This window comes from Rothia sp. 27098_8_27 (assembly GCF_041432805.1).
GTDB lineage: Bacteria > Actinomycetota > Actinomycetes > Actinomycetales > Micrococcaceae > Rothia > Rothia mucilaginosa.
On the sequence record NZ_JAPWAJ010000002.1, the window covers coordinates 287,766 to 308,597 of the forward strand.

19 protein-coding genes are annotated in these 20,832 nt (G+C 57.6%); 18 read left to right on the top strand and 1 reads right to left on the bottom strand.

Going from position 1 to position 20,832, the window contains the following annotated elements; genetic code table 11:
• Positions 1–41: 41 nt before the first annotated feature.
• Together O3675_RS04665 and O3675_RS04670 are read left to right on the top strand one after the other, a co-directional pair.
• A complete protein-coding gene (locus tag O3675_RS04665) occupies positions 42–794 on the top strand; it encodes an imidazole glycerol phosphate synthase (protein ID WP_371571253.1) in 753 nt (250 codons plus the stop codon).
• Positions 794–1,576 carry a HisA/HisF-related TIM barrel protein gene (locus O3675_RS04670; RefSeq protein ID WP_371571256.1) on the top strand — a complete coding sequence of 261 codons (783 nt, stop codon included), beginning with the start codon at positions 794–796 and terminating at the stop codon, positions 1,574–1,576. The genes O3675_RS04665 and O3675_RS04670 overlap by 1 nt, the downstream gene beginning before the upstream one ends.
• A 103-nt stretch (positions 1,577–1,679) precedes the next feature.
• Here the strand turns inward: O3675_RS04670 and O3675_RS04675 are convergent, their stop codons facing one another.
• The gene (locus tag O3675_RS04675; protein ID WP_005507125.1) at positions 1,680–2,102 is read right to left on the bottom strand and encodes a DUF1844 domain-containing protein; all 423 of its coding nucleotides are present in this window, start codon (positions 2,100–2,102) and stop codon (positions 1,680–1,682) included.
• A gap of 293 nt (positions 2,103–2,395) precedes the next feature.
• On the opposite strand from O3675_RS04675, the gene infC reads away from it, so the two are divergent.
• From infC to tyrS, 16 genes are all read left to right on the top strand, one after another.
• Entirely contained in the window at positions 2,396–3,097 is a 702-nt protein-coding gene (gene infC, locus O3675_RS04680) for a translation initiation factor IF-3 (RefSeq protein ID WP_005507875.1), read from the top strand.
• 198 nt (positions 3,098–3,295) lie between these two features.
• The gene (gene rpmI / locus O3675_RS04685; RefSeq protein ID WP_004006287.1) at positions 3,296–3,490 is read left to right on the top strand and encodes a 50S ribosomal protein L35; all 195 of its coding nucleotides are present in this window, start codon (positions 3,296–3,298) and stop codon (positions 3,488–3,490) included.
• 114 nt (positions 3,491–3,604) lie between these two features.
• A complete protein-coding gene (gene rplT / locus O3675_RS04690) occupies positions 3,605–3,985 on the top strand; it encodes a 50S ribosomal protein L20 (RefSeq protein ID WP_005507127.1) in 381 nt (126 codons plus the stop codon).
• Positions 3,986–4,105: 120 nt separating this feature from the next.
• Complete coding sequence (locus tag O3675_RS04695) at positions 4,106–5,107, top strand: RNA methyltransferase (protein WP_314365630.1); 1,002 nt, start codon at positions 4,106–4,108, stop codon at positions 5,105–5,107.
• Between the two features lie 92 nt (positions 5,108–5,199).
• A complete protein-coding gene (locus tag O3675_RS04700; protein ID WP_005507873.1) occupies positions 5,200–6,120 on the top strand; it encodes a cation diffusion facilitator family transporter in 921 nt (306 codons plus the stop codon).
• A gap of 18 nt (positions 6,121–6,138) precedes the next feature.
• Positions 6,139–6,954, top strand: a complete 816-nt coding sequence (locus O3675_RS04705) for a DUF421 domain-containing protein (RefSeq protein WP_371571259.1) — start codon at positions 6,139–6,141, stop codon at positions 6,952–6,954.
• A 16-nt stretch (positions 6,955–6,970) separates the two neighbouring features.
• Positions 6,971–7,453, top strand: a complete 483-nt coding sequence (locus tag O3675_RS04710) for a (deoxy)nucleoside triphosphate pyrophosphohydrolase (protein WP_070594154.1) — start codon at positions 6,971–6,973, stop codon at positions 7,451–7,453.
• Positions 7,454–7,766: 313 nt separating this feature from the next.
• Complete coding sequence (locus O3675_RS04715) at positions 7,767–8,288, top strand: hypothetical protein (protein WP_005507133.1); 522 nt, start codon at positions 7,767–7,769, stop codon at positions 8,286–8,288.
• A gap of 236 nt (positions 8,289–8,524) precedes the next feature.
• Positions 8,525–9,652, top strand: coding sequence for a phenylalanine--tRNA ligase subunit alpha (pheS, locus tag O3675_RS04720; protein WP_371571262.1), 1,128 nt, complete (start codon positions 8,525–8,527; stop codon positions 9,650–9,652).
• Between the two features lie 3 nt (positions 9,653–9,655).
• A complete protein-coding gene (gene pheT, locus O3675_RS04725) occupies positions 9,656–12,226 on the top strand; it encodes a phenylalanine--tRNA ligase subunit beta (RefSeq protein WP_371571265.1) in 2,571 nt (856 codons plus the stop codon).
• Between the two features lie 192 nt (positions 12,227–12,418).
• Positions 12,419–13,219: a hypothetical protein gene (locus O3675_RS04730; RefSeq protein WP_371571267.1), complete on the top strand. Its 801-nt coding sequence runs from the start codon at positions 12,419–12,421 to the stop codon at positions 13,217–13,219.
• A gap of 398 nt (positions 13,220–13,617) precedes the next feature.
• Complete coding sequence (locus O3675_RS04735; RefSeq protein WP_005507137.1) at positions 13,618–14,103, top strand: arginine repressor; 486 nt, start codon at positions 13,618–13,620, stop codon at positions 14,101–14,103.
• Between the two features lie 155 nt (positions 14,104–14,258).
• Positions 14,259–15,863, top strand: a complete 1,605-nt coding sequence (locus tag O3675_RS04740; protein WP_371571269.1) for an AMP-binding protein — start codon at positions 14,259–14,261, stop codon at positions 15,861–15,863.
• A 134-nt stretch (positions 15,864–15,997) separates the two neighbouring features.
• Positions 15,998–16,573 (top strand): adenine phosphoribosyltransferase, encoded by a 576-nt coding sequence (locus O3675_RS04745; protein ID WP_005507139.1) that lies wholly within the window; start codon positions 15,998–16,000, stop codon positions 16,571–16,573.
• 203 nt (positions 16,574–16,776) lie between these two features.
• Positions 16,777–19,071: an AAA family ATPase gene (locus O3675_RS04750; protein ID WP_371571272.1), complete on the top strand. Its 2,295-nt coding sequence runs from the start codon at positions 16,777–16,779 to the stop codon at positions 19,069–19,071.
• Positions 19,072–19,237: 166 nt separating this feature from the next.
• Positions 19,238–20,542, top strand: coding sequence for a tyrosine--tRNA ligase (gene tyrS, locus O3675_RS04755; protein ID WP_314929091.1), 1,305 nt, complete (start codon positions 19,238–19,240; stop codon positions 20,540–20,542).
• Positions 20,543–20,832: the final 290 nt, after the last annotated feature.

A 20,832-nucleotide genomic window follows, 5' to 3' on the forward strand; every position in this document is an offset into this window, starting at 1 on the left:
CTTGAGCCGAATTCTTGAGCCTATGAAATAGGAGCGCACCGATGCCTGTTCCCGTTGAATCCGCACCCGTCGAAACTGAATCTGTACAGAATGCTCAGACCGCCCGTCCTGTGGTTGCCGTTTTGGGGGAACCCGGAACTCGTGGCGCCCTGGTGAAGCTTCTTCAGGATGCGGGGGCGGACGTTATCGTGACCGCTGTGCCCGATCAGCTGCGTGAGGCTGACGGTATGGTGGTTACCGGCGGTGCGAGCTCTCTTGAGGCATATGAAGATCTGAAAGCTAAGGACGCTGAGCGCGTGATTGGTCGCCGTGTTGCCGGCGGTCGTCCGGTGCTGGTTGCCGGTGCGGCACTGAGCTGCCTCTTCGATTCGGTTACGGTGGAGCATCCGCAGATGGGGCAGGTTCAGGTTCAGTGCATGGGGGAGTGGCCCGGTGAGAGCGTGGAGCTTTCTACCCGCGATCTGGCGCCCAGTGTTTCTGCCCTGCGTTCTTCCTCCGATAGTGCGCTGCTCAAGAATCTTGAGGGCGAGGCTCACTTCAAATCTGAACACGGCGTTTTTGAGTGGGCTTTTGACCAGAGCATTGAATATATTGCCCCTCCCGCGGTGACTTGGACTGTCACCGAGCCCGCCTATATCGCGGCGGTTGAGAACGGTCCTCTGACGGCGGTGCAGTTCTGCCCGGTGGGCTCTGGCGAGCTGGGGGTGGAGTTTATGCGCCGCTGGGTTGCGTCCCTGGCGGTGACCGGTCGCCTGTCTTCTGACGACTCCGCTACTGCTGCGGGAGGTAACTAATGTCTGCACCCGTTCTTGAACTTCTGCCCGCTGTTGATATTTCTGAAGGCTACGCGGTGCGCCCGGTGGGCGGCACCCTGTCCGGTGGTGAGCAGCGCCTTGACCCTGTTGAGGCGGCTCTGACCTGGGTGAAGGCTGGTGCTCGCTGGATTCACCTGGTTGACCTTGATTTGGCATTTGGTCGCGGCACGAATACTGAGGTTCTGTCCGAGGTAGTTGCCGCCGTCCGTGCCGAGAGCGCCCGGAGCTCTGCCCCGGTTCGTATTCAGGTTAGTGGCGGCGTGCGTAATGCTGAGAGCCTGGAGCGCGCCCTGAGCCTGAACCCGGACCGCGTGAACGTGACCAGCGCGGCTCTGGCGGATTCTTCCTGGCTTGAAGACACCCTGGCTCGTTACGCCGATTCTGATCTTCTGGCTCTTGGCCTCGATGCCCGCTATAACCCTGAGCGGGGCTGGGTGACGGTGGCTCGCGGTACCGACTGGTCGGGTCCTGATGTGGTGGAGGCGCTGGCGTGGCTGGAGAATGCGGGCGTGCGCCGCTATATCGTCACGGATGTGAGCAAGGACGGTTCTCTGGCGGGCCCCGGTGCGGAGCTGCTGGATGAGGTGCTGGCTCAGACTGCTTGTCGGGTGGTGGCGTCCGGTGGTGTGGCGTCGTTGGCTGATCTTGTGAAGCTGCGTTCTATGGTGCCTCATGGTTTGGAGGGCGTGGTGCTGGGTAAGGCGCTGTATGTAGGCAACTTTAGTTTTGAGCAGGCTCTTGAGGTCGCTGGTTCTCGCTAAAGATACCGCTCCCGCTAACCCGAACGGACTTTATATATGACGAAGCCCCATCTTCCTCAGTGTGAGGGAGACGGGGCTTCGCTGTGAATAGACCGGGTACGGTTTAGTAGACCGGGCCGGTGAGCTTTTCGCCGGGGCCCTTGCCGGGCTCGTCCGGGAAGGGGGATGCTTCGCGGAAGGCGAGCTGCAGGGTGCGCAGGCCGTCGCGCAGGGGTGCTGCGTGCTGGGAGCCGATTTCGGGTGCTGCGGCGGTGACGAGGCCTGCCAGCGCGGTGATGAGCTTGCGTGCTTCGTCGAGGTCCTTGAGGTCGTCGGCGTTTTCGTCTGCTGCCAGGCCGCACTTGACGGCTGCAGCGCTCATCATGTGGATGGCTGCGGAGCTGATGATTTCGATGGCGGGTACGTCTGCGATGTCGCGCAGCTGTTCGTTGACGGCTTCGACCTGCTCTTCGGTGAGTTCGGTGTGACCGTGTACGGGGGTTTCTTCTTCCGCGGTGAAGCGGAAGTTCGTGTTTTCAGTGCTCATAGTCTTAGAATCTCATATTTCGTTTGTTTCGGTAAATGCGTCCTTAAGAGTGGGCGCTTCTGTGGACTTTCTGGGGGAGTCCCCGCAATTTTTATGGTGTTTTGCGTCTATTTCCTTGCGTCTGTCGGGGATTCTGCGGTATGGTTGTAGGCAGTTTGCAAGTGGAGCATGCCTCCCACCCGGTTGACCGCCGCAGGCGTTAGTTTGCGAGTTTTGAGGTGAACGGGTTTGTCCGCCGCTTTCGGCGTACGCTGGTTTGTGCCTCCGCTTGTGTAACTGCGGGGGCTTTTTTAGTGCCCGCAACGGATAGTATTCACGGGGAAACCCACAGAGCACAGGAGCTAGTCATTAGCGAACCACGCATTAACGATCGTATCCGCGTTCCCGAGGTCCGTCTTGTCGGTCCCGGTGGCGAGCAGGTAGGCGTTGTCCCTCTGAAGGACGCTCTGCGTCTGGCTGAGGACGCCGAACTCGACCTGGTCGAGGTTGCCCCGAACGCGAAGCCGCCCGTGTGCAAGCTCATGGATTACGGTAAGTACAAGTACGAAGCCGCAATCAAGGCTCGTGAATCCCGCAAGAAGCAGGCTAATGCCGTTCTGAAGGAGATCCGTTTCCGCCTGAAGATTGATACCCACGACTACGAAACCAAGGTTGGACACGCTCGTCGTTTCCTTTCCGGTGGTGACAAGGTCAAGGCAATGATTCAGTTCCGTGGTCGTGAGCAGCAGCGCCCCGAGATGGGTGTGCGTCTGCTGGAGCGTCTGGCGGCTGAGCTGGCTGAGGTGAGCACCGTTGAGTCTCGCCCCCGTCAGGATGGCCGCAACATGGTGATGGTTCTGGCTCCGCTTCGCGGTAAGGCAGAGGCTCGCCGTGAGCAGGGCGCCGGCGGTCGCAAGGGTCGCGAGCGTATTGACACGACCAAGGCGAAGCCCGTAACTAATTCTTTGGCAGACGCTATGCCTGCCGAGCTGAAGGCACAGGCTTCCGCCGAGTAGGGAACCGGGTCGTCACTTTAGGATGGGCACGCGCCTCCACCGCTCGGTGGGTGTTGCGGGTTCACCCGGTGCCGGTTCCGAGGCACCTCGTCAGGGGTGCCTCACCTTTGGTCCTTGGGGCTGATGCGTTCGCGTACGCAGCCCCACTAAGCTACCCCGCCACTGTGGCGGGGGATGAATGTAAGGAGAACGGCAGCTATGCCGAAGCAGAAGACCCACTCTGGTGCTAAGAAGCGCTTCAAGCTCACCGGTAGCGGCAAGGTTAAGCGCCAGCAGGCGAACCGTCGCCACTACCTGGAGCACAAGTCCTCTCGTCTGACCCGTCGTCTGGCTTCTGACCAGATCGTTACCGGCGGCCAGGCAAAGGTTGTCAAGAAGATGCTGGGCAAGTAAGCAACGCTTACTCTCTGCACCTGGCGCACCGATAGTGGTGCGCACTGATTAAAGACTCGCTCCTGTTCAGCGTGATATGTGAGCTGTTCAGGACATAAGACGAAGGAGACACACGTGGCACGTGTGAAGCGCGCGGTTAACGCGCACAAGAAGCGCCGTACTATTCTCGATCGTGCATCCGGCTACCGCGGTCAGCGTTCTCGCCTGTACCGTAAGGCTAAGGAGCAGGTCACCCACTCGCTCGTTTACAGCTACGACCACCGTCGTAAGAAGAAGGGTGACTTCCGTCGCCTGTGGATCCAGCGTATCAACGCTGCTTCCCGCGCACAGGGCCTGACCTACAACCGCTTCATCCAGGGCCTGAAGGCTGCTGGTGTTGAGGTTGACCGCCGTATGCTGGCTGAGCTGGCCGTGAACGAGCCCGCTGCCTTCAACGCACTGGTTGAGATTGCTAAGAACAACCTGCCCGAGGACACCTCGGCTCCCAAGGCTTAATTAGCCTGAGGTTGTGTGCTTCTGCCTCGAAGATCTAGGTTCGGGGCGGGATGCTCAAGCGTCGTGAGTGGCCGTCTGCACTTTTGAGTGTGGGCGGCCGCTTTCTGCGTATCTGGGGTTGTGCTTGTGGCTGTTCTGCGTTTTGGGGTGTGCCTTTGCCTGTACCCTTTAAGAGTGAACTTTTTTGAACGTATTAGTACCCCCGTTGTGATGTCCAATCCGCAGGCAGATCGTGTGCGCGATATTGCGAAGCTGCGTACCCGCGCTGCCCGCACGAAGAAGGGCCAGTTCCTGGTGGAAGGCCCGCAGGCTGTGCGTGAGGCGTTGAAGGCGCACCTGAAGAAGCCGATTCTGGATGCTGTCTACGTTACGGAGGCGGCTTTTGACCGTCATGAGGATATTGCTGAGCTGCTGGAGCAGGTGTACGGCACTCCTACCCCGGAGGAGGGTCGCCGCGTTTTTATGCGTGTGGTGACCGATGAGGTGCTGGAGGCGATGGCTGATTCGGTGAGCCCGCAGGGTATTATTGCGGTTTCCTTTATGGTGGATGCGTCGTTCTCGCTGCTGTGGGGTGAGGGCGCGTTGAACCCGAAGCTGATTGCTGTGCTGTCTCGTGTGCAGGATCCGGGTAATGCGGGCACTATTCTTCGTGTGGCCGATGCGGCCGGTGCTGACCTGGTGATTACGACTAAGGGTTCGGTGGATTTGTATAACCCGAAGACGGTGCGTTCTACCGCGGGTTCGCTGTTCCATGTGCCGATTATTCAGGGCGTGCAGCTGGAGGATTTCGCGGAGGATGTGAAGTCTCAGGGTACTGCTGTGCTGGCTGCTGACGGTTATGGTGCGGTGAATCTGCAGGAGCTGAGTGAGTACACGGCGGCTCGTCGTGCCGGTGTGGAGGCGAGTGCCCCGTCCGGTGTGAAGGGTAATTTTGATCTTTCTAAGCCGACCATGTGGCTTTTCGGGAATGAAGCGCAGGGCTTGAACGCTGAAGAGAAGGCGGCCGCCACTATGCGCGTGGCTGTTCCTGTCTATGGTTCGGCTGAGTCTTTGAATGTGGGTACGGCTGCTGCTGTGTGCCTGTATGCTTCGGCGATGGCTCAGCGCGGCGTTTCTCGCTAGGCTTTGGGCGGTTCACGGCTTGTGGTACAGCGGTGGGCCGCCTTAGCCTCATAGGTTTTAGAGTTTTAGTTTAGGGCTGAGAAAGGGAAATTATGTCTGCTCCTTCTGGTCATTCGGGTTCGGGCGCGATTATTGCCGCGCTGGGTGCGAACCTGGGTATTGCGGTGCTGAAGTTTTTGGCTTTTGCGCTGACTCGTTCTTCGTCGATGTTGGCGGAGGCTATTCACTCGGTGGCTGACTCGGGTAATCAGCTTCTGCTTCTTTTGGGCGGTCGCGCTTCGCAGAAGCAGGCTGATGAGGAGCACCCGTTTGGTTATGGCCGTAACCGCTATATTTACGCGTTTATTGTTTCGATTATTATCTTTGCCCTGGGTGGCTTGTTCGCTCTGTATGAGGGTTATGAGAAGCTGCATGACCCGCACGGTATTACTGAGTGGCAGTGGGTTCCGGTGGCTGTTCTGGTGGGTTCGATTCTGCTGGAGGGTAATTCGTTCCGCGTGGCGGTGAAGGAGTCGCGTGATCTGAAGGGCAAGCAGAGCTGGATGCGTTTCTTGCGTACTTCGAAGAACCCGGAGCTTCCGGTGCTTCTGCTGGAGGATGCGGGTGCGCTGCTGGGTCTGATTTTCGCGCTCTTTGGCGTGGGTCTGACTCTGTTGACCGGTAATGGTCTGTGGGATGCATTCGGCACCCTGGCTATTGGCGTGCTGCTGGTCTTTATTGCCGTGTTCCTTGCGGTGGAGATGAAGTCTCTGATTTTGGGTGAGGCGGCTTCTCCGGAGGATTTGGCGAAGATTCGTGCGGCGATTGAGGATGGCGATAGCGAGCGCATTATCCACATTAAGACCGTGCACTTGGGTCCCGAGGAGATTCTGGTGGCGGCGAAGATTCGTATTCACGATGCCGACACCGGCCGCGCTGTGGCTGATGAGATTGACGCGGCTGAGGTTCGTATTCGCGAGGCTGTTCCTGCGGCACGCATCATTTATCTGGAACCGGATATTTTCCGGGCCTAGCTCTAGGAGATTTTTGTTATGACCGTTGAGATGATCGTTGATGGTTTGCTAAAGATTTTCGTTGGCCTGATCATTCTTTTGGTGTACCTGCGTCTGACTCACCGTTCTCAGGCGGGGCACCAGACCCCGATTGATACCATCGGTAACTTTGTCATCGGTGGTGTGTTCGGTGGCGTGTTGTACAGCAAGCAGATTAGCCTGTTCTACTTTGTCATCTACATGGTGTTTACGCTGTGCATGATTCAGCTGCTGAACGTGGCGACCACGAAGATTCGTTTTCTGCATATGGCGGTGCGTGAGCAGCGCGTGCCGGTCATTACGGATGGTGATATCGATATTAAGAGCTTCCAGCAGGCAGACGTGGTGCTTGACCCGATGCGCCTGATTGCTGACCTGCGTGCGCAGGGTATTTATGACCTGGAAGAAATTGAGTTCGCTCAGATTGAACCGAATGGTGCGCTGAGCGTGATCCGTAAGGGTGATGGTGTACCGAACTTTGCTCTGATTGTGAAGGGTAGCTTGGTTACTCGCGATATCGCGGATGCGCACAAGACCGAGGATTGGGTGTACCTGCAGTTGCGTGCCGCTGGGGTCGAACTTGAGGATGTCTTCCTCATGGAGTTCAAGAACGGCAACCGCCTTCTGATTCTGCTGAATGACGGCACTAATATTCGCCGTGAGGTGGCAGAAGCCTCGAATATGAATGATGAGGAAGAAGAGTGGCAGGAAGGCGTGGAGGAAGCTCCTGAGCCTGAGGATACTGAGGATGCTAAGAAGGAAGTAGCGGAGCACGCTGCTGAGGATGCGCATCCGACGAAGGATTCTAAAGCGTAGAAGAAGGTAGAGAAAGATGAGTGAAGTGTCGCCCTCGTTTGAGGTTCAGGTGGTTGGCGCCGCCGTGGTTGATTCTTTGGTGGCTCCGACCCGTATGTTGGTGGCTCAGCGTTCTGAGCCGCAGACTGTTGCCGGCATGTGGGAGTTCCCGGGCGGTAAGGTCGAGCCGGGGGAGAGCTGCGAGCAGGCGCTGGTGCGTGAGTTGAAGGAGGAGCTGGGCGTGCAGGCGCGTTTGGGTGCTGAGGTGCCCGGCGCGTACCCGCAGGGCTGGCGTCTGAGTGAGCGTCTGGCGATGCGCGTGTTCTTTGCGGAGATTCTTTCGGGTACTCCGGATACTTTGGAAGATCACAGCGCGCTGCGGTGGATGCCGCTGCCGAAGTCTAAGGATGACGCGCAGGCGTACGATGATTTGCTGGGTTTGCCGTGGATTCCGGCGGATTTGCCGATTGTTGTGGCTCTTCTGCAGCAGCTGCAGGACACTGGCACTGGTGAGGCGTAGACCCAAGGTCTGACCTAATGCTCTGCGCTAGTTCGTTGCGAGGCTAATTCGCCGTTGTGTGACACATTCGCGGCGGTAACAGGATAAATTTTCTCTATCTTTTGTGACACTGTTTGAAGGCGGGATTCCCTATGAGGAGTCCCGCCTTTATTCATATTTTGAGGGCGATTTATGCGCCAGGTGATTCTGACTTGTGTGTTTGTTGGGGAGGGGATTTTGTCATATATGGGTTCGACACGGATACATACTTTGGAAACCAATCGGTAGGCGGGTAGTATTGAGGGAGAAATCACATACGTATTGGGAGACAATGATGACTGCTCAACCCCCGTTTGATCCGGGTGCCTACCGCTCCGACGCGGTTCCCTCGGACACTCAAGCTATTTATATTCAGGAAGGCGGCGCTGAGCCGCGCGGAATTCTGTTCCACTCGCCGACCAAGCACCCGAAGATTCTGCGTCTGCAGGAGATTATGATTGTCTCCGCACTGCTCTGCTTGATCCACGGTGTTATTTCCTCGTTCGCACCGGATAACCTGTCCCCGCTGAAGGGTCTGCCGGAGTTCGGCGTTGCAGGCGGTATCGGCCTGCTGGTTGTTTCTGCGGTTGTGTACATTTGGGTGTACTTCACGATTCAGAAGGGCAAGCGTCTGGGCCTGACAGTCGGTCTGATTTTTGCAATTCTGGGTGCGTTCGTGGCGATTATGTCTCTGATTGGTAATGTTATTGACGCTCAGCGCTACGGCTTCGTGCCCCTGTACGCGGCATGGTTCATTGCGAACGTGCTGTGGATTCGTGCTTCTTTTGACCCGGCTGTGAAGCAGGCTCTGAAGTAAGTACAACCCTTCAACACTGTTGTTGAGGCTATATACCTAAGAACGCCCGGATGGACTATCCGGGCGTTCTGCTGTTTACGATTCCTTCTCTGGTCTAAAATGGATAGGATATGCGCCCGTCGCCTTACCCCTGTTCCGCACCCTGTGCGGGTAGCCGGGGGAGAGCAGACGGTGCTGCCTAAGGTGTATAACGAGCCAGCCGGCATAGTGCCGGTGGTATGCAGAGAAGAGTGACAATGACCGATTCCGTGCAGGAACACGAGGGTCTTAACGGCCCGGCTCAGGTTCTCGCCCGCATTGCGCAGGTTCTGGAGGAGAACCCCGAGAACGGTTTGGACGCTATCCGTGAGGCTTTTGAGGCTGAGCGTGAGCGTGCCAAGCAGGAGATTCGCGAGAAGGCTAAGGACTTTGACAGCCTCAAGGAGGTGCGCCTGAGCTTCTTCGGTGAGAAGGGCATCATGAGCATCGCTAACCGCCAGATGCGTGATCTTCAGAACCAGCACAAGGGCCCGGTGGGTAAGCTGCTGGGTCAGGCTCGTGCAGCCCTGACTGAGGCTATTGAGGCTCGTACCGCTGAGCTGGAGGCTGAGCGTGAGGCTCGCATCCTGGCTGAGGAAGCTGTGGACGTTTCTGCTGCTTCGCCTCGCCGTTCCCTGGGCGGCCGCCACCCGATTGCTCTGATGCAGGAGCGCCTGACTGACATTTTCGTCGGTATGGGTTGGGAAGTTGCTGACGGCCCGGAGCTGGAGTCTGAGTGGTACAACTTTGACGCTCTGAACATTAAGCCGGATCACCCGGCACGCGAAATGCAGGATACTTTCTACGTTGAGCCGAAGAACGCTCACCTGCTGCTGCGCACTCACACGTCGCCGGTGCAGATGCGCTCGCTGCTTTCGCGTGATTTGCCGCTGTACATTGTGTGCCCGGGTCAGGTTTACCGCACCGATGAGCTGGACGCGACCCACACCCCGGTCTTCCACCAGATTGAGGGCCTTGCCGTGGATAAGGGCCTGACGATGGCTGACCTGAAGGGCACCCTGGAGTACATGGCACGCGCCATGTTCGGTGAGGACGCTAAGATCCGCCTGCGCCCGAACTTCTTCCCGTTCACTGAGCCTTCCGCTGAGCTGGATTTGTGGCACCCGAATGCTAAGGGTGGCCCGCAGTGGATTGAGTGGGGCGGCTGCGGCATGGTGAACCCCAACGTTCTGCGTGCTGCGGGTATTGACCCTGAGGAGTACTCGGGCTTCGCCTTCGGTATGGGTATTGAACGTACCCTCATGTTCCGTAACAACGTCGCTGACATGCATGACATGGTTGAAGGCGACATCCGTTTCTCTGAGCAGTTCGGGATGGAGATCTAAATTATGCGTGTACCCCTGTCATGGCTGCGCGAGTTCGTGCCTGTAGCCGAGGATGCTTCGGCTGAAGATTTGATGGCAACCCTGGTGAAGGTTGGCCTGGAAGAAGAAGACGTTCACCGCCCCTCTGATGAGCTGTCCGGCCCGATTGTGGTTGGTCAGGTGCTCTCCATGGAGCCGGAGACTCACTCTAACGGCAAGACCGTGAACTGGTGCCAGGTGCGTGTGGTTCCGGAGGGCCAGGAGCAGACTCTGACCGGTAAGGGCATTGAGCCTTCCGGCGTTCAGGGCATTATTTGTGGTGCCCACAATTTCAAGCCCGGCGACAAGGTTGTTGTGACCCTGCCCGGCGCTGTTCTGCCCGGTGGTTTCGCGATTACTGCCCGTAAGACTTACGGTCACAAGTCGGCTGGCATGATTGCTTCGACTCGTGAGCTGGGTATTGGCGATGATCACGGCGGCATCCTGGTGCTTTCGACCCTGGGCCTGGACCCGGAGCTTGGCACCGACGCGATGGAGCTGCTGGGCCTGTACGATCAGGCTGCCGAGGTGAACGTGACCCCGGACCGCGGTTACGCGTTCTCTCTGCGCGGTATTGCTCGCGAGTGGTGCCACGCTACCGGTTCTTCCTTCGAGGATTTTGTGCTGGCGTACGGCGAGCGCGCCCCGGAGGCTAACGACGCCGGTCACCCGGTTGCTCTGCGTGATGACGCCCCGATTCACGGTAACCCCGCATGCACTCGCTTCGTGATGCGTGAGGTGTCGGGCGTGAAGGCAGATGCGCCGGTTCCGACCTGGATGTCTTCGCGTCTGCGTCTGGCGGGTGTGCGCTCGCTGTCGCTGCCGGTGGATATTTCGAACTACGTGATGCTGGAGACCGGTCAGCCGCTGCACTTCTACGATGCTGACAAGGTTCAGGGTGAGATTGTGGTGCGCCGCGCCGCTGCTGGCGAGAAGCTGGTGACCCTGGATGGCGTTGAGCGTACTCTGCACCCCGAGGATATTGTCATTGCTGATGATTCCGGCGTGATTGGTCTTGCCGGTGTGATGGGTGGCGCCTCGACTGAGGTGACCGATTCTACCACCCGCATTCTGGTGGAGTCTGCTCGTTTTGATGAGGTGTCGGTGGCTCGTACCGCTCGCCGTCACAAGCTGATTTCTGAGTCCTCGAAGCGTTTTGAGCGTGGCGTGGATCCGCTGATTCAGGCAGCGGCTGCTCAGCGTGCGGTTGAGCTGCTGGTTGAGCTGGCTGGTGCTCAGGTTGAGCCGGGCGTTACTGACGTATCCCTCGGCTATGAGCCGGTCGTGATTGACCTGCCGGCTGATTACACTGCTGGTCGTATCGGCGTGGATTACTCGCCGGAGCAGATTGAGTCCTGCCTGCGTGAGATTGGTTGCTCGGTGGAGCGTACCGAGTCTGGTTACGCGGTGACTGTCCCGTCGTGGCGTACTGACCTGCGTGCGAAGGAGGACCTGACTGAGGAAATCGCACGTATTGACGGTTACGAGAACATCCCCTCGACTCTGCCGGTGGCTCCTGCGGGCCGCGGTTACACTCCGGAGCAGGCGGGTAAGCGTCGTGCGCTGAATGCGCTGGCTGCTTCCGGTCTGACTGAGGTTTTCGCGTACCCCTTCGTGTCGGCTGATGCGAATAACCTGTGGTCGGCTCCGTGGGCGAGCACCCCCGAGAACCCGGTGACTGAGGTTCCTTCGATTCGCCTGGAGAACCCGATTTCTTCGGCTGAGGGCTGGATGCGCCGCTCGCTGCTGCCGGGCCTGGTTGAGGTTCTGAAGCGTAACCTGTCTCGCGGTTTCAAGAACCTGGCTATTTTTGAGGCGGGTCACGTGTTCATTCCGGGTGAGCAGCTGGGCTCCGAGTCTATTCCGCCGCTGGGAGCTCGCCCCTCGGATGAGGTTCTGGCTGATCTGAATGCCGGTATTCCGCAGCAGCCCACTTTCATTGCTGGCCTGTTTGCAGGTACTGAGCATGAGGCGATGCCCGGCGCTGCTCCGCGCGCTTTCGATTGGCGTGACGCTCTGGACGCTGTGCGTCTGGTCGCTGACGCTGTTTCGGCTGAGATTCAGGTGCGTAACGGTGTGCATACTGCGTTCCACCCGGGCCGTGTGGCTGAGGTTCTGAACGCTGCCGGTGAGCGTGTTGGTTTTGCTGGTGAGCTGCATCCGAAGCTTCTGCAGGAGCTGAACCTGCCTGAGCGTACCTGCGCGTTTGAGCTGGATTTCTCAGCGCTGTTTGCTGGTCGTGTTGAGGCGCGTCAGGCTACCCCGGTGCTGACTTTCCCGGCTGCTACTCAGGATGTTGCGCTTCTGGTGGACCGCGATTTGCCTGCTTCTGAGGTGGAGCGTGTTCTGTGTGAGGGCGCTGGCGAGCTGCTGGAGGACATCCGCGTCTTTGATGATTACCGCGGTGTCGGTATTGATGAGTCGAAGAAGTCTTTGGCGTTTGCTCTGCGTTTCCGCGCGCCGGATCGTACGCTGACTGCTGATGAGGCGTCGGCTGCTCGTGAGGCTGCTGTGGCTGCGACTGTTGAGCAGCTGGGTGCGGAACCGCGTGTCTAACCGGGTCTAACCCTATGGCGTAACGCCTAGTGCTGACGGGGTGGGAGTTGTTGGCTCCCACCCCGTAGCTTTTGGCGTTGCGTGGTGGGTTTACCTGTTGGGTTGGTTTATGAAGCGTTGATAAGCGCTTTCAGTGGTGAACTCATGTGGTTATGGGTACCCTAGAAGATAGATGAAGTGAGGGAGAGAGTAATGGCTAATCGAGAGAACTCGCGCGAACAGGATGAGCTGTCGCAGTCTACTGAGGTCGAAGAAACCTACTTTGAGGATTCTGAGTACGGTGATTCTCAGTACGAGGATTCTGAGTATGAGGAGTACGACGAGTACGAGGATTACGAGGATTACGAGGATTACGACGACGAGGAAGAGAACTCCTCTCTTTTCGCGATGAGTGAGGAAGAGCTGGATGACCGTCCGGGCGTGAACTGGCTGTCGGTTCTTTCTGCTGTCGTTGCGGTTATTCTTTCCATTGTTTTGGCTATTGCGGGTGTTCGTGCTTTTGCGTCTGTGAATAATAACGCCGAGTATGCCGGTAAGAGCTGGGTCATTCAGGGCACCTACCAGGATTTGACTCCTGACCTGATTACGAAGGGTAATGTTGCTCGTTATAAGGGCAACCTGCCGGCTGATGACGCGCTGAACGGTAAGACGTATGTGTCGAACCTGAAGGATAAGTATCAGGTGACTTCGGGCGCTCCGATTGAGTTCCGTGGTTCGCAGACTGGTGATGTTCCTTCCGAGTTCCCGCGTGAGGTGGATGGCCTGTTGGTGGAGAAGGCCGGCACTCTTGAGGTTGTCTACACCGCTGAGAAGGGCACGTTGAAGCCCGTGACTGAGGACAGCGTGAATGCTGAGCGTTTTGCCGGTATCGCAAGTATTGTTGGTGCGGTGCTGGTGCTTCTGCTGGGTCTGGGTTTTGCTGTGTGGCTGAACCGCCGTTCGCACGATGTCGAGTATGAGGACCTGGACGGTCTGGTGGAGGATGAGCGCTAGGCGTTCTGAATCTTGCGGATTGACCGGTTGACGTTTTGTTGAGGGAGCCTGTTTCCGGCGCACGTAGTGTTGCTGGAGGCGGGCTCCTTTTTCGCGCTCGCCTACCGGAAGGTCTCTTGACCGGTGCAACGCGTCAGCCCACAATGTTCTTGCACGCTATGCATTCATTGCGAGGTTATGCGCCCGAATGTGTAGATACACGCTACATTCGCGGCGTTTTGTGTGACAGCTGGTGAGATAACCCCTGAAAATTCCCCCATATCTTGGAATAATCCATATTTGGCGCGCATATTTATGTGCATATGTATTATCTTGGGTAGTAAAGAATGTTGCGCTGCGCCACCGTTGGGCAGCTTCGTTCTGAATTCGTGATTGGCACCGTAGGAAGAAGAGATATTATGCCTTTCCCCTCGACCAAGATCGCGCGTCAGGCACGCATCGTTGAATTGCTGCAGACCCGACGTGTCCGCTCCCAGGCTGAACTGGCGCAGTACCTGACCGATGATGGTATGAAGGTTACTCAGGCGACCCTTTCCCGTGATCTTGTTGAAATTGGCGCTGAGCGCATCCGTGATGAAGGCGCCGGCTTGATTTATGCTGTGCCGAATTACCCTGCTCGTCGTGGCGGCGGCACTGCACCTGATGCCCGTATGATTTCCCTGTTTAAGGAGCTGCTGATTACCGCTGAGGGTTCGGCGAATATTACGGTTCTGCGTACTCCTCCGGGTGCTGCGCAGTTCTTGGCTTCGTCTATTGATCAGGGCGGTCTTGAAGCGATTATGGGCACTATCGCCGGTGACGATACGGTAATAGTGATTACTCGTGACCCCAATGGTGGGGCTGCGCTTGCCGAGAGCTTCTTGGATTGGTCTGCTGCTCAGTAGTAGTTGGGGCGTATCTTGCGCTGTTCTTCTGATGTTTCGGGGGAGCGGTTGAAGGTACGCCCTTCTGCTGTCTTCGGGCTCTTTTTGCGGGCTTGTAGCTCGGCTTCTCTTTTTCTAGATATACCGATTTTTTTCTGTGGTGAGAGTTTTCTATCATGTCTGAAATGCACGATTCAGCGAACAATATTGCCTACCTTTTGGCGGAGGCTGGTTCTGATTCTGGGGCTAAGGCGGCTTTGACGATTCCGGCTTCTGACTCTGCTGATATGCAGGTGGTGAGCTACGCGCAGTTGGCATCTGCTGCTGCGCAGGTTCAGCGTCATTTGGCGGCGCTCGGTGTTGAGCGTGGTGACCGTGTGGCGTTGTCTATGCCGAATGTGGCGTTGATGCCGGCGTTGTATTACGGCATTGTGGCTGCGGGCGCGATTTGTGTTCCGTTGAATCCGCTGTTGTCGGGTGCTGAGCTGGAGTATCATCTGCGCGATAGCGGGGCGAAGGTGCTTTTTGCTTTTGCGGGTACTCGCCTGGCGTCGGAGGCAACCTCGACGGTGCCGGTGAAGAACGGTTCGGTTCGTTGCGAGATTTTCACCGGGGGAGAGGGCTCACCGGTGGCTCCTTTTGATGCGCCTGCCGATAGCGCGCTGTCGGATGCTGTTCCGTCGGCTGCTGTTCTGGAGCCTGTCCCGGTGGCGGCGAGTGATCCGGCGATTATTCTGTACACTTCGGGTACGACGGGCAAACCGAAGGGTGCGACGCTGACTCACGCGAATATCCTCTCGAATGCTCGTAGCTGCGTGAGCGTTTTTGGTTTCACCGCTGAGGATGTCATTTTTGGTGGTCTTCCGCTGTTCCACGCGTTTGGTCAGACGGTGTCGATGAACGCGGCGTTTGCGGCGTCGGCTACGGTGGCTTTGCTGCCGCGTTTTACCCCGGATGGCGCGCTGAATCTGATGGAGCGTGCCGGGGTGTCGATGTTGGCCGCGGTCCCGAGCATGTATGTGTCGTTGGCGGCGGCACTGGAGGCTGAGCCTGAGCGTGCGCGCTCGCTGCGTGGTCGCATCCGGTTCGGCATTTCGGGTGGTTCGCCGCTGCCTGCGCCGGTGCATTCTGCGTTGAAAACGCTGATTGAGTGCCCGGTGTATGAGGGCTACGGTTTGAGCGAGACGTCGCCGGTGGTTTCGTTTAATCAGGCGGAGTTCGGCATGGTGCTCGGTTCGGTGGGCCGTGTGCTGCCGGGCGTGCAGGTGCAGGTCCGTTGCCCGCAGGGTTCCGAGTGCGCGCCGGGTGTGAGCGGTCAGCTGTGGGTACGCGGCGAGAACGTGATGGCTGGCTACTGGAATAATCCTGCGGCTACTGCTGAGGTTTTTGACGGCGAGTGGTTTGCGACCGGCGACGTTGCTCGTGTTGACGAGCAGGGCAATATTTTTATTGTGGACCGTATTAAGGACATGGTTCTGCGTAACGGCTATTCGGTATATCCGCGTGAGATTGAGGACGTTCTCTATACCCATGAGCAGGTGCAGTCGGTAGCTGTGTTGGGCGTGCCGGATGAGCGTGTGGGTGAGGAGGTTGTCGCCGTGGTGATGCCGCGTCCGGGTGCTGATGAGGGCGTGCTGCAGGCGGAGTTGAATGCGTTGGCGCGTACTCGTTTGGCGGCGTATAAGTATCCTCGCCGCTACGTGATGGTGGAGAGCATGCCGCTGGGGCCGACCGGCAAGATTCTTAAGCGTGACTTGCGGGTTGTGATTCAGCGGGGCTAATCCCGGCAGATGGTTCTTATCTCTCATCTGAGGACAAGAGCGGGTGAAGAGGGTAGAATTTTGTAGGCGGCTTCTACCGCGTTATTGTTCCCGGGCGTTTTTTCCGGGGCTATCCCCTTCACGAAAGAGAGAGCATGAGCGTTCCCGCTTCTGAGGCTTCGCGAACCCCTATCGAGCAGTTGATTCCGGCTGCTTGCGCTACGATTCCGAATTACCCGCACGAGGGCATCCTCTTTTACGATGTGACCACTCTCTTCGCTAATGCTGAGGTGTTCAAGGCGTGCATTGATGAGCTGGCTACTCGTTTTGAGGGTCAGTTTGATGTGGTGGCTGGTGTTGAGGCTCGCGGTTTCTTGCTGGCTTCTGCGCTCGCGTACGCTACCGGCACCGGCATTATGACGGTTCGTAAGGCGGGTAAGCTTCCGCGTGAGACGTACCGTGAGGAGTATGCGCTGGAGTACGGTAGCGCGGCGATTGAGATTCACTGTAATGATTTCGCGCCGGGCACTCGTGTTCTTCTGCTGGATGATCTGCTGGCGACTGGCGGTACCCTGGTGGCTGCCGCGAAGCTGGTGGAGCGCGCGAACCTGAAGGTTGCCGGCGTTGGCGCTCTTCTGGAGCTGGATGGTCTGGGCGGTCGTGAGGCGCTGGACGGTTACCGTCTTGAGACGCTGAGCTTGGTGTCTGAGTACCCGCTGCCGTCGAAGTAGTTTTATAGAGTTTGAGGCTTACCGCCGGTTGGGCGTGTGTAGCTGATATTGATGAGGGGTGCCCCGCCGGTTGAGCCGGTGGGGCACTTTTCTGTGGGGGTAATATTTCTGCCCTTCGGAGCCTGTCCTGTAAAATAGTGACCCGTATTTTTGGGTGCCTGTCGCACCCTGTCTTTGAGACACCATAGGTTTAAGGAGCTTACGTGTCATCTGAATCTTTACCCCAGCAGTCTGCTGATTCTTCGGCGGCTGAGAAGCTGTTTGCTGAGCAGATGGCTGCGGAGCGTGAGTATGTTGCTCGCGTGTATGCTCGTCTGGATGAGCTCCGTGAGGAGACGGCTGAGAAGCTGGCTGCTGTGCGTAAGAATCAGGCGGTGGGCGGTCATCAGAACCGTTCGGAGCGTGACTCTTTTGCTACTCACTATGAGGATCGTTTGGCGCAGCTGAATGCTGTGGATTCTCGTCTGACGTTTGGTCGACTGGATATGGACCGTGAGGGCGCTGATGCGGTGCGTTATATCGGTCGTATTGGTATTACTGATAGCAATCAGCAGCGTCTGCTGATGGACTGGCGTGCCCCGGAGGCGGGTACGTTCTATCAGGCGACTGCTTTCCACTCGATGGGTGTGCGACGCCGCCGTCACCTGATGCTTGAGGGCCGCACTGTCGTAAATATTGAGGATGAGGTCTTCGATTCGGAGATGCTGCAGGATGAGGACACTCTCCACGGTGAGGGTGCTCTGTTGGCGGCGTTGAATAAGAAGCGTACCGGCCGCATGGGTGATATTGTGGCGACGATTCAGGCTGAGCAGGATGCGATTATCCGCTCGGAGCTGCCGGGTGTGCGTGTTGTGCAGGGTGGCCCGGGTACCGGTAAGACTGCTGTAGCACTGCATCGTGCGGCGTACCTGCTGTACACGAACCGTGAGCGCCTGTCGAAGGCTGGCGTGCTGGTGGTTGGTCCGTCGAATTCGTTCATGTGGTATATCGAGCGTGTGCTTCCGTCGCTGGGTGAAACCGGCGTGGTGATGGCTTCGTTGGCGACCCTGTACCCGGGTCTGCGTGCTGTTCCTGAGAAGGACCGCGCGGTTGCCGCGTTGAAGGGCGATTTGCGCATGGTGAAGGTTATTAAGCGTGCGGTGGCGGATCGTCAGAAGGTGCCGGCTCAGGTTCAGCGTCTGAATGTTGAGGGTACCGATGTTGAGCTGACTCCGGAGATGGTTCGTTCGGCTCGTTCTCGTGCTCGTTCGACGGGCAAGCCGCATAATGAGGCTCGTGAGACGTTCGTGAAGATTCTGTTGAAGGAGCTGACCGCGAAGCTGGATGATCAGCTGAACCGTGCGGCGGGTCGTGTGGTGGAGCGTCCGTATCTGCAGGATGATGTGCGTGCTTCGATGGATGTGCGCCGTGCCTTGAACCTGGCGTGGATGCCGCTGTCGCCGGAGACTCTGTTGCGCTCGCTGTTTTCGAAGCCGCACTATCTGGAGTCTGCGACTCGTGAGTTGTCGAAGGCTGAGCGTGAGCTGCTGGCTCGCCCGGCGGACGCCCCCTTCACGGAGGCTGATGTTCCTCTGCTGGATGAGGCTGCTGAGCTTTTGGGTGATTTTTCGAAGGTGACCGGTGCGGCTGCTGCGGCTCGTGCTGCGGCGGAGCATCGTGCGAACCTTGAGAATGCGGCGAAAGCTTTGGAGAATGTCCACCAGTCGCTGGAGGATATTGGCGCTGATGGCGTGATTACTCCTGAGCAGATTGCGATGATGAATGAGGTTCGTGGCGAGCGTATGACTGCTGCGACTGCGGCTTCTGCTGATCGTACGTGGGCGTATGGCCATATTGTGGTGGATGAGGCTCAGGAGCTTTCACCCATGCAGTGGCGTTTGCTGATGCGTCGTTGCCCGATGAAGTCGTTTACGATTGTGGGCGATATTGCTCAGGCTTCTTCTGCTGCGGCTGCTTCCTCGTGGTCGCAGGCGTTGGAGCCGTTTGTGGGTGAGCGTTTCACTCTGGAGGAGCTGACGATTAATTACCGTACTCCGGCTCAGATTGCTGAGGCGGCGGTGTCGGTTGCTCAGGCTGCTGGTTATGAGGTGTCTGCGCCTCGTGCGGTGCGTGAGGGCCAGTGGCCTCCGCTGGTTCATGAGGTTGCCGCCGAGTCTGTTGTGGAGCAGACCGTGGCCGTGGTCAGCGAGGAGGTCGCTCATTCGGGTGGCGCGCTGATTGGTGTTGTGTGCCCGCCGAGCCTGTATGTTCAGACGGCTCAGGCTGTGGCTCGTGCTCATGCTGATCGTACGGGTACCGCGCAGACTGCGTTGGAGAATCAGGTGCTGGTTCTGACTCCGTGGGAGGCGAAGGGCCTGGAGTTTGATGTTGTGGTGATTGTTGAGCCGCAGCAGCTGATTGATGATGCTGATGGTGCTGTGGGCGACTTGTACGTGTCGATGACTCGTCCGACTCAGCGCCTGCACATGGTGGGTTCGCGGATGCCCGCGGGTCTGTAGCCTTGCGGCTCGTGTAGCCTCTATCTGTTATTTCTTTGAGCCGGTGCCGCACCGGTTTGGGCGCTCGCTTGGGTTTTTCTGAGCGTTTGGGCTGGTGCGGTGCTAGGCTTGTTACATATTTTGTTCGAGCGCCTTCGGGCGTTGTTACCTTGTGAATGGGAGAAGCATGTCTGCCGAGATCCTCAACGCGCAGCATAATGACGATACCTTCGAGAATATTTGGCAGGAGCTGAAGTGGCGCGGCCTGGTGCACGTGAGCACTGATGAGGCTGCTCTGGAGAAGGCGCTGAGCGAGGAGAGCCTGACTTTTTATACGGGTTATGATCCGACTGCGGCTTCTTTGCACCTGGGTCACTTGGTGCAGCTACTGGTGATGCGTCGTCTGCAGCTGGCTGGTCACAAGCCGCTGGGTCTGGTGGGCGGTTTCACCGGTTTGATTGGTGATCCGCGTCAGACTTCTGAGCGTGTGCTGAACTCTCCTGAGGTTGTTGCTGAGTGGGTTAAGTCTCTGCGTGCTCAGATTGAGCGTTTCCTCTCTTTCGAGGGTGAGAACGCTGCTCGTATGGTGAATAACCTGGACTGGAGCGGTCAGATGTCTGCTCTGCAGTTGCTACGCGATGTTGGTAAGCATTTCCGCGTGGGCACCATGGTGAAGAAGGAGATTGTTGCGAAGCGCCTGAACTCCGATGAGGGCATTTCGTACACCGAGTTTTCGTACCAGATTCTGCAGGGCCTGGACTTCTTGGAGCTGAACCGTCGTTTCGGTTGTACTCTGCAGACCGGTGGTTCTGACCAGTGGGGTAACCTGACGAGCGGTACTGAGCTGATTCGTAAGGTAGAGGGTAAGAGCGTTCACGCTATTGGTACTCCGCTGATTACTAACTCTGATGGCACTAAGTTCGGTAAGAGCGAGGGTAACGCTATTTGGCTGAACCCGCAGATGTGCTCGCCGTACGCTTTCTACCAGTTCTGGCTGAACACTGCGGATGCGGATGTGCTGGATCGTTTGAAGGTCTTTACGTTCTTGACTCGTGCTGAGATTGCTGAGTTTGCGGAGAAGGTTGAGAAGGAACCGTTTAAGCGTGAGGCTCAGAAGACTCTGGCGTACCTGGTGACTTCGCTGGTTCACGGTACTGAGGCTACCGATCAGGCTGTGGCTGCTTCGGAGGCTTTGTTTGGTAAGGGCGATTTCGCTGCTCTGGATGAGGCTACCTTGGAGTCTGTGGTTGCTGAGCTTCCTTCGGCTAAGCTGTCCGAGGACCGTCTGGACATGATTTCTGTTCTGACTGAGCTGGGTTTTGCGAAGTCTAACTCTGAGGCTCGTCGCATTCTGAAGGAGGGCGGCGCTTCGGTGAACGGTGTGAAGGTTCAGGGTGAGGACGCAGCGATTTCTATGGATGACTTGCTGCACGGTCGTTTTGCGATGGTTCGCCGTGGCAAGAAGAACCAGGGCGCTGTAGAGCTGATCTAATACAGAGCTGGTTTAGTCTTCTCGATACATATAGATGGGGAGGGGTTCTTCTCTGCTGAGTGTTTAGTACTGAATGTTCGGTACTGAATATTCGGCGGGGGAGTGCCCCTCCTTTTCTATTCCCTATATACGTTCTCTTTATATACAGAGCCCCTCCGTCAGGAGGGGCTCTTCTTGTATCGTTCTGCTGCCCTCTGGCTCTGGGGTTTCTTGGTTTGTCTTTGTTGGCGAGGGCTTTGGGCGCCTTTCGACCCTGTTTTGGGGATCCCGAGAGGGGAATTCGCAGATTT

Coding starts and splice junctions, on each gene's coding strand:
- O3675_RS04665 (WP_371571253.1), top strand. CDS start 42: ATGCCTGTTCCCGTTGAATCCGCACCCGTCGAAACTGAATCTGTACAG.
- O3675_RS04670 (WP_371571256.1), top strand. CDS start 794: ATGTCTGCACCCGTTCTTGAACTTCTGCCCGCTGTTGATATTTCTGAA.
- O3675_RS04675 (WP_005507125.1), bottom strand. CDS start 2,102: ATGAGCACTGAAAACACGAACTTCCGCTTCACCGCGGAAGAAGAAACC.
- rpmI (WP_004006287.1), top strand. CDS start 3,296: ATGCCGAAGCAGAAGACCCACTCTGGTGCTAAGAAGCGCTTCAAGCTC.
- O3675_RS04700 (WP_005507873.1), top strand. CDS start 5,200: ATGTCTGCTCCTTCTGGTCATTCGGGTTCGGGCGCGATTATTGCCGCG.
- O3675_RS04705 (WP_371571259.1), top strand. CDS start 6,139: ATGACCGTTGAGATGATCGTTGATGGTTTGCTAAAGATTTTCGTTGGC.
- O3675_RS04710 (WP_070594154.1), top strand. CDS start 6,971: ATGAGTGAAGTGTCGCCCTCGTTTGAGGTTCAGGTGGTTGGCGCCGCC.
- O3675_RS04715 (WP_005507133.1), top strand. CDS start 7,767: ATGACTGCTCAACCCCCGTTTGATCCGGGTGCCTACCGCTCCGACGCG.
- pheS (WP_371571262.1), top strand. CDS start 8,525: ATGACCGATTCCGTGCAGGAACACGAGGGTCTTAACGGCCCGGCTCAG.
- pheT (WP_371571265.1), top strand. CDS start 9,656: ATGCGTGTACCCCTGTCATGGCTGCGCGAGTTCGTGCCTGTAGCCGAG.
- O3675_RS04730 (WP_371571267.1), top strand. CDS start 12,419: ATGGCTAATCGAGAGAACTCGCGCGAACAGGATGAGCTGTCGCAGTCT.
- O3675_RS04735 (WP_005507137.1), top strand. CDS start 13,618: ATGCCTTTCCCCTCGACCAAGATCGCGCGTCAGGCACGCATCGTTGAA.
- O3675_RS04740 (WP_371571269.1), top strand. CDS start 14,259: ATGTCTGAAATGCACGATTCAGCGAACAATATTGCCTACCTTTTGGCG.
- O3675_RS04745 (WP_005507139.1), top strand. CDS start 15,998: ATGAGCGTTCCCGCTTCTGAGGCTTCGCGAACCCCTATCGAGCAGTTG.
- tyrS (WP_314929091.1), top strand. CDS start 19,238: ATGTCTGCCGAGATCCTCAACGCGCAGCATAATGACGATACCTTCGAG.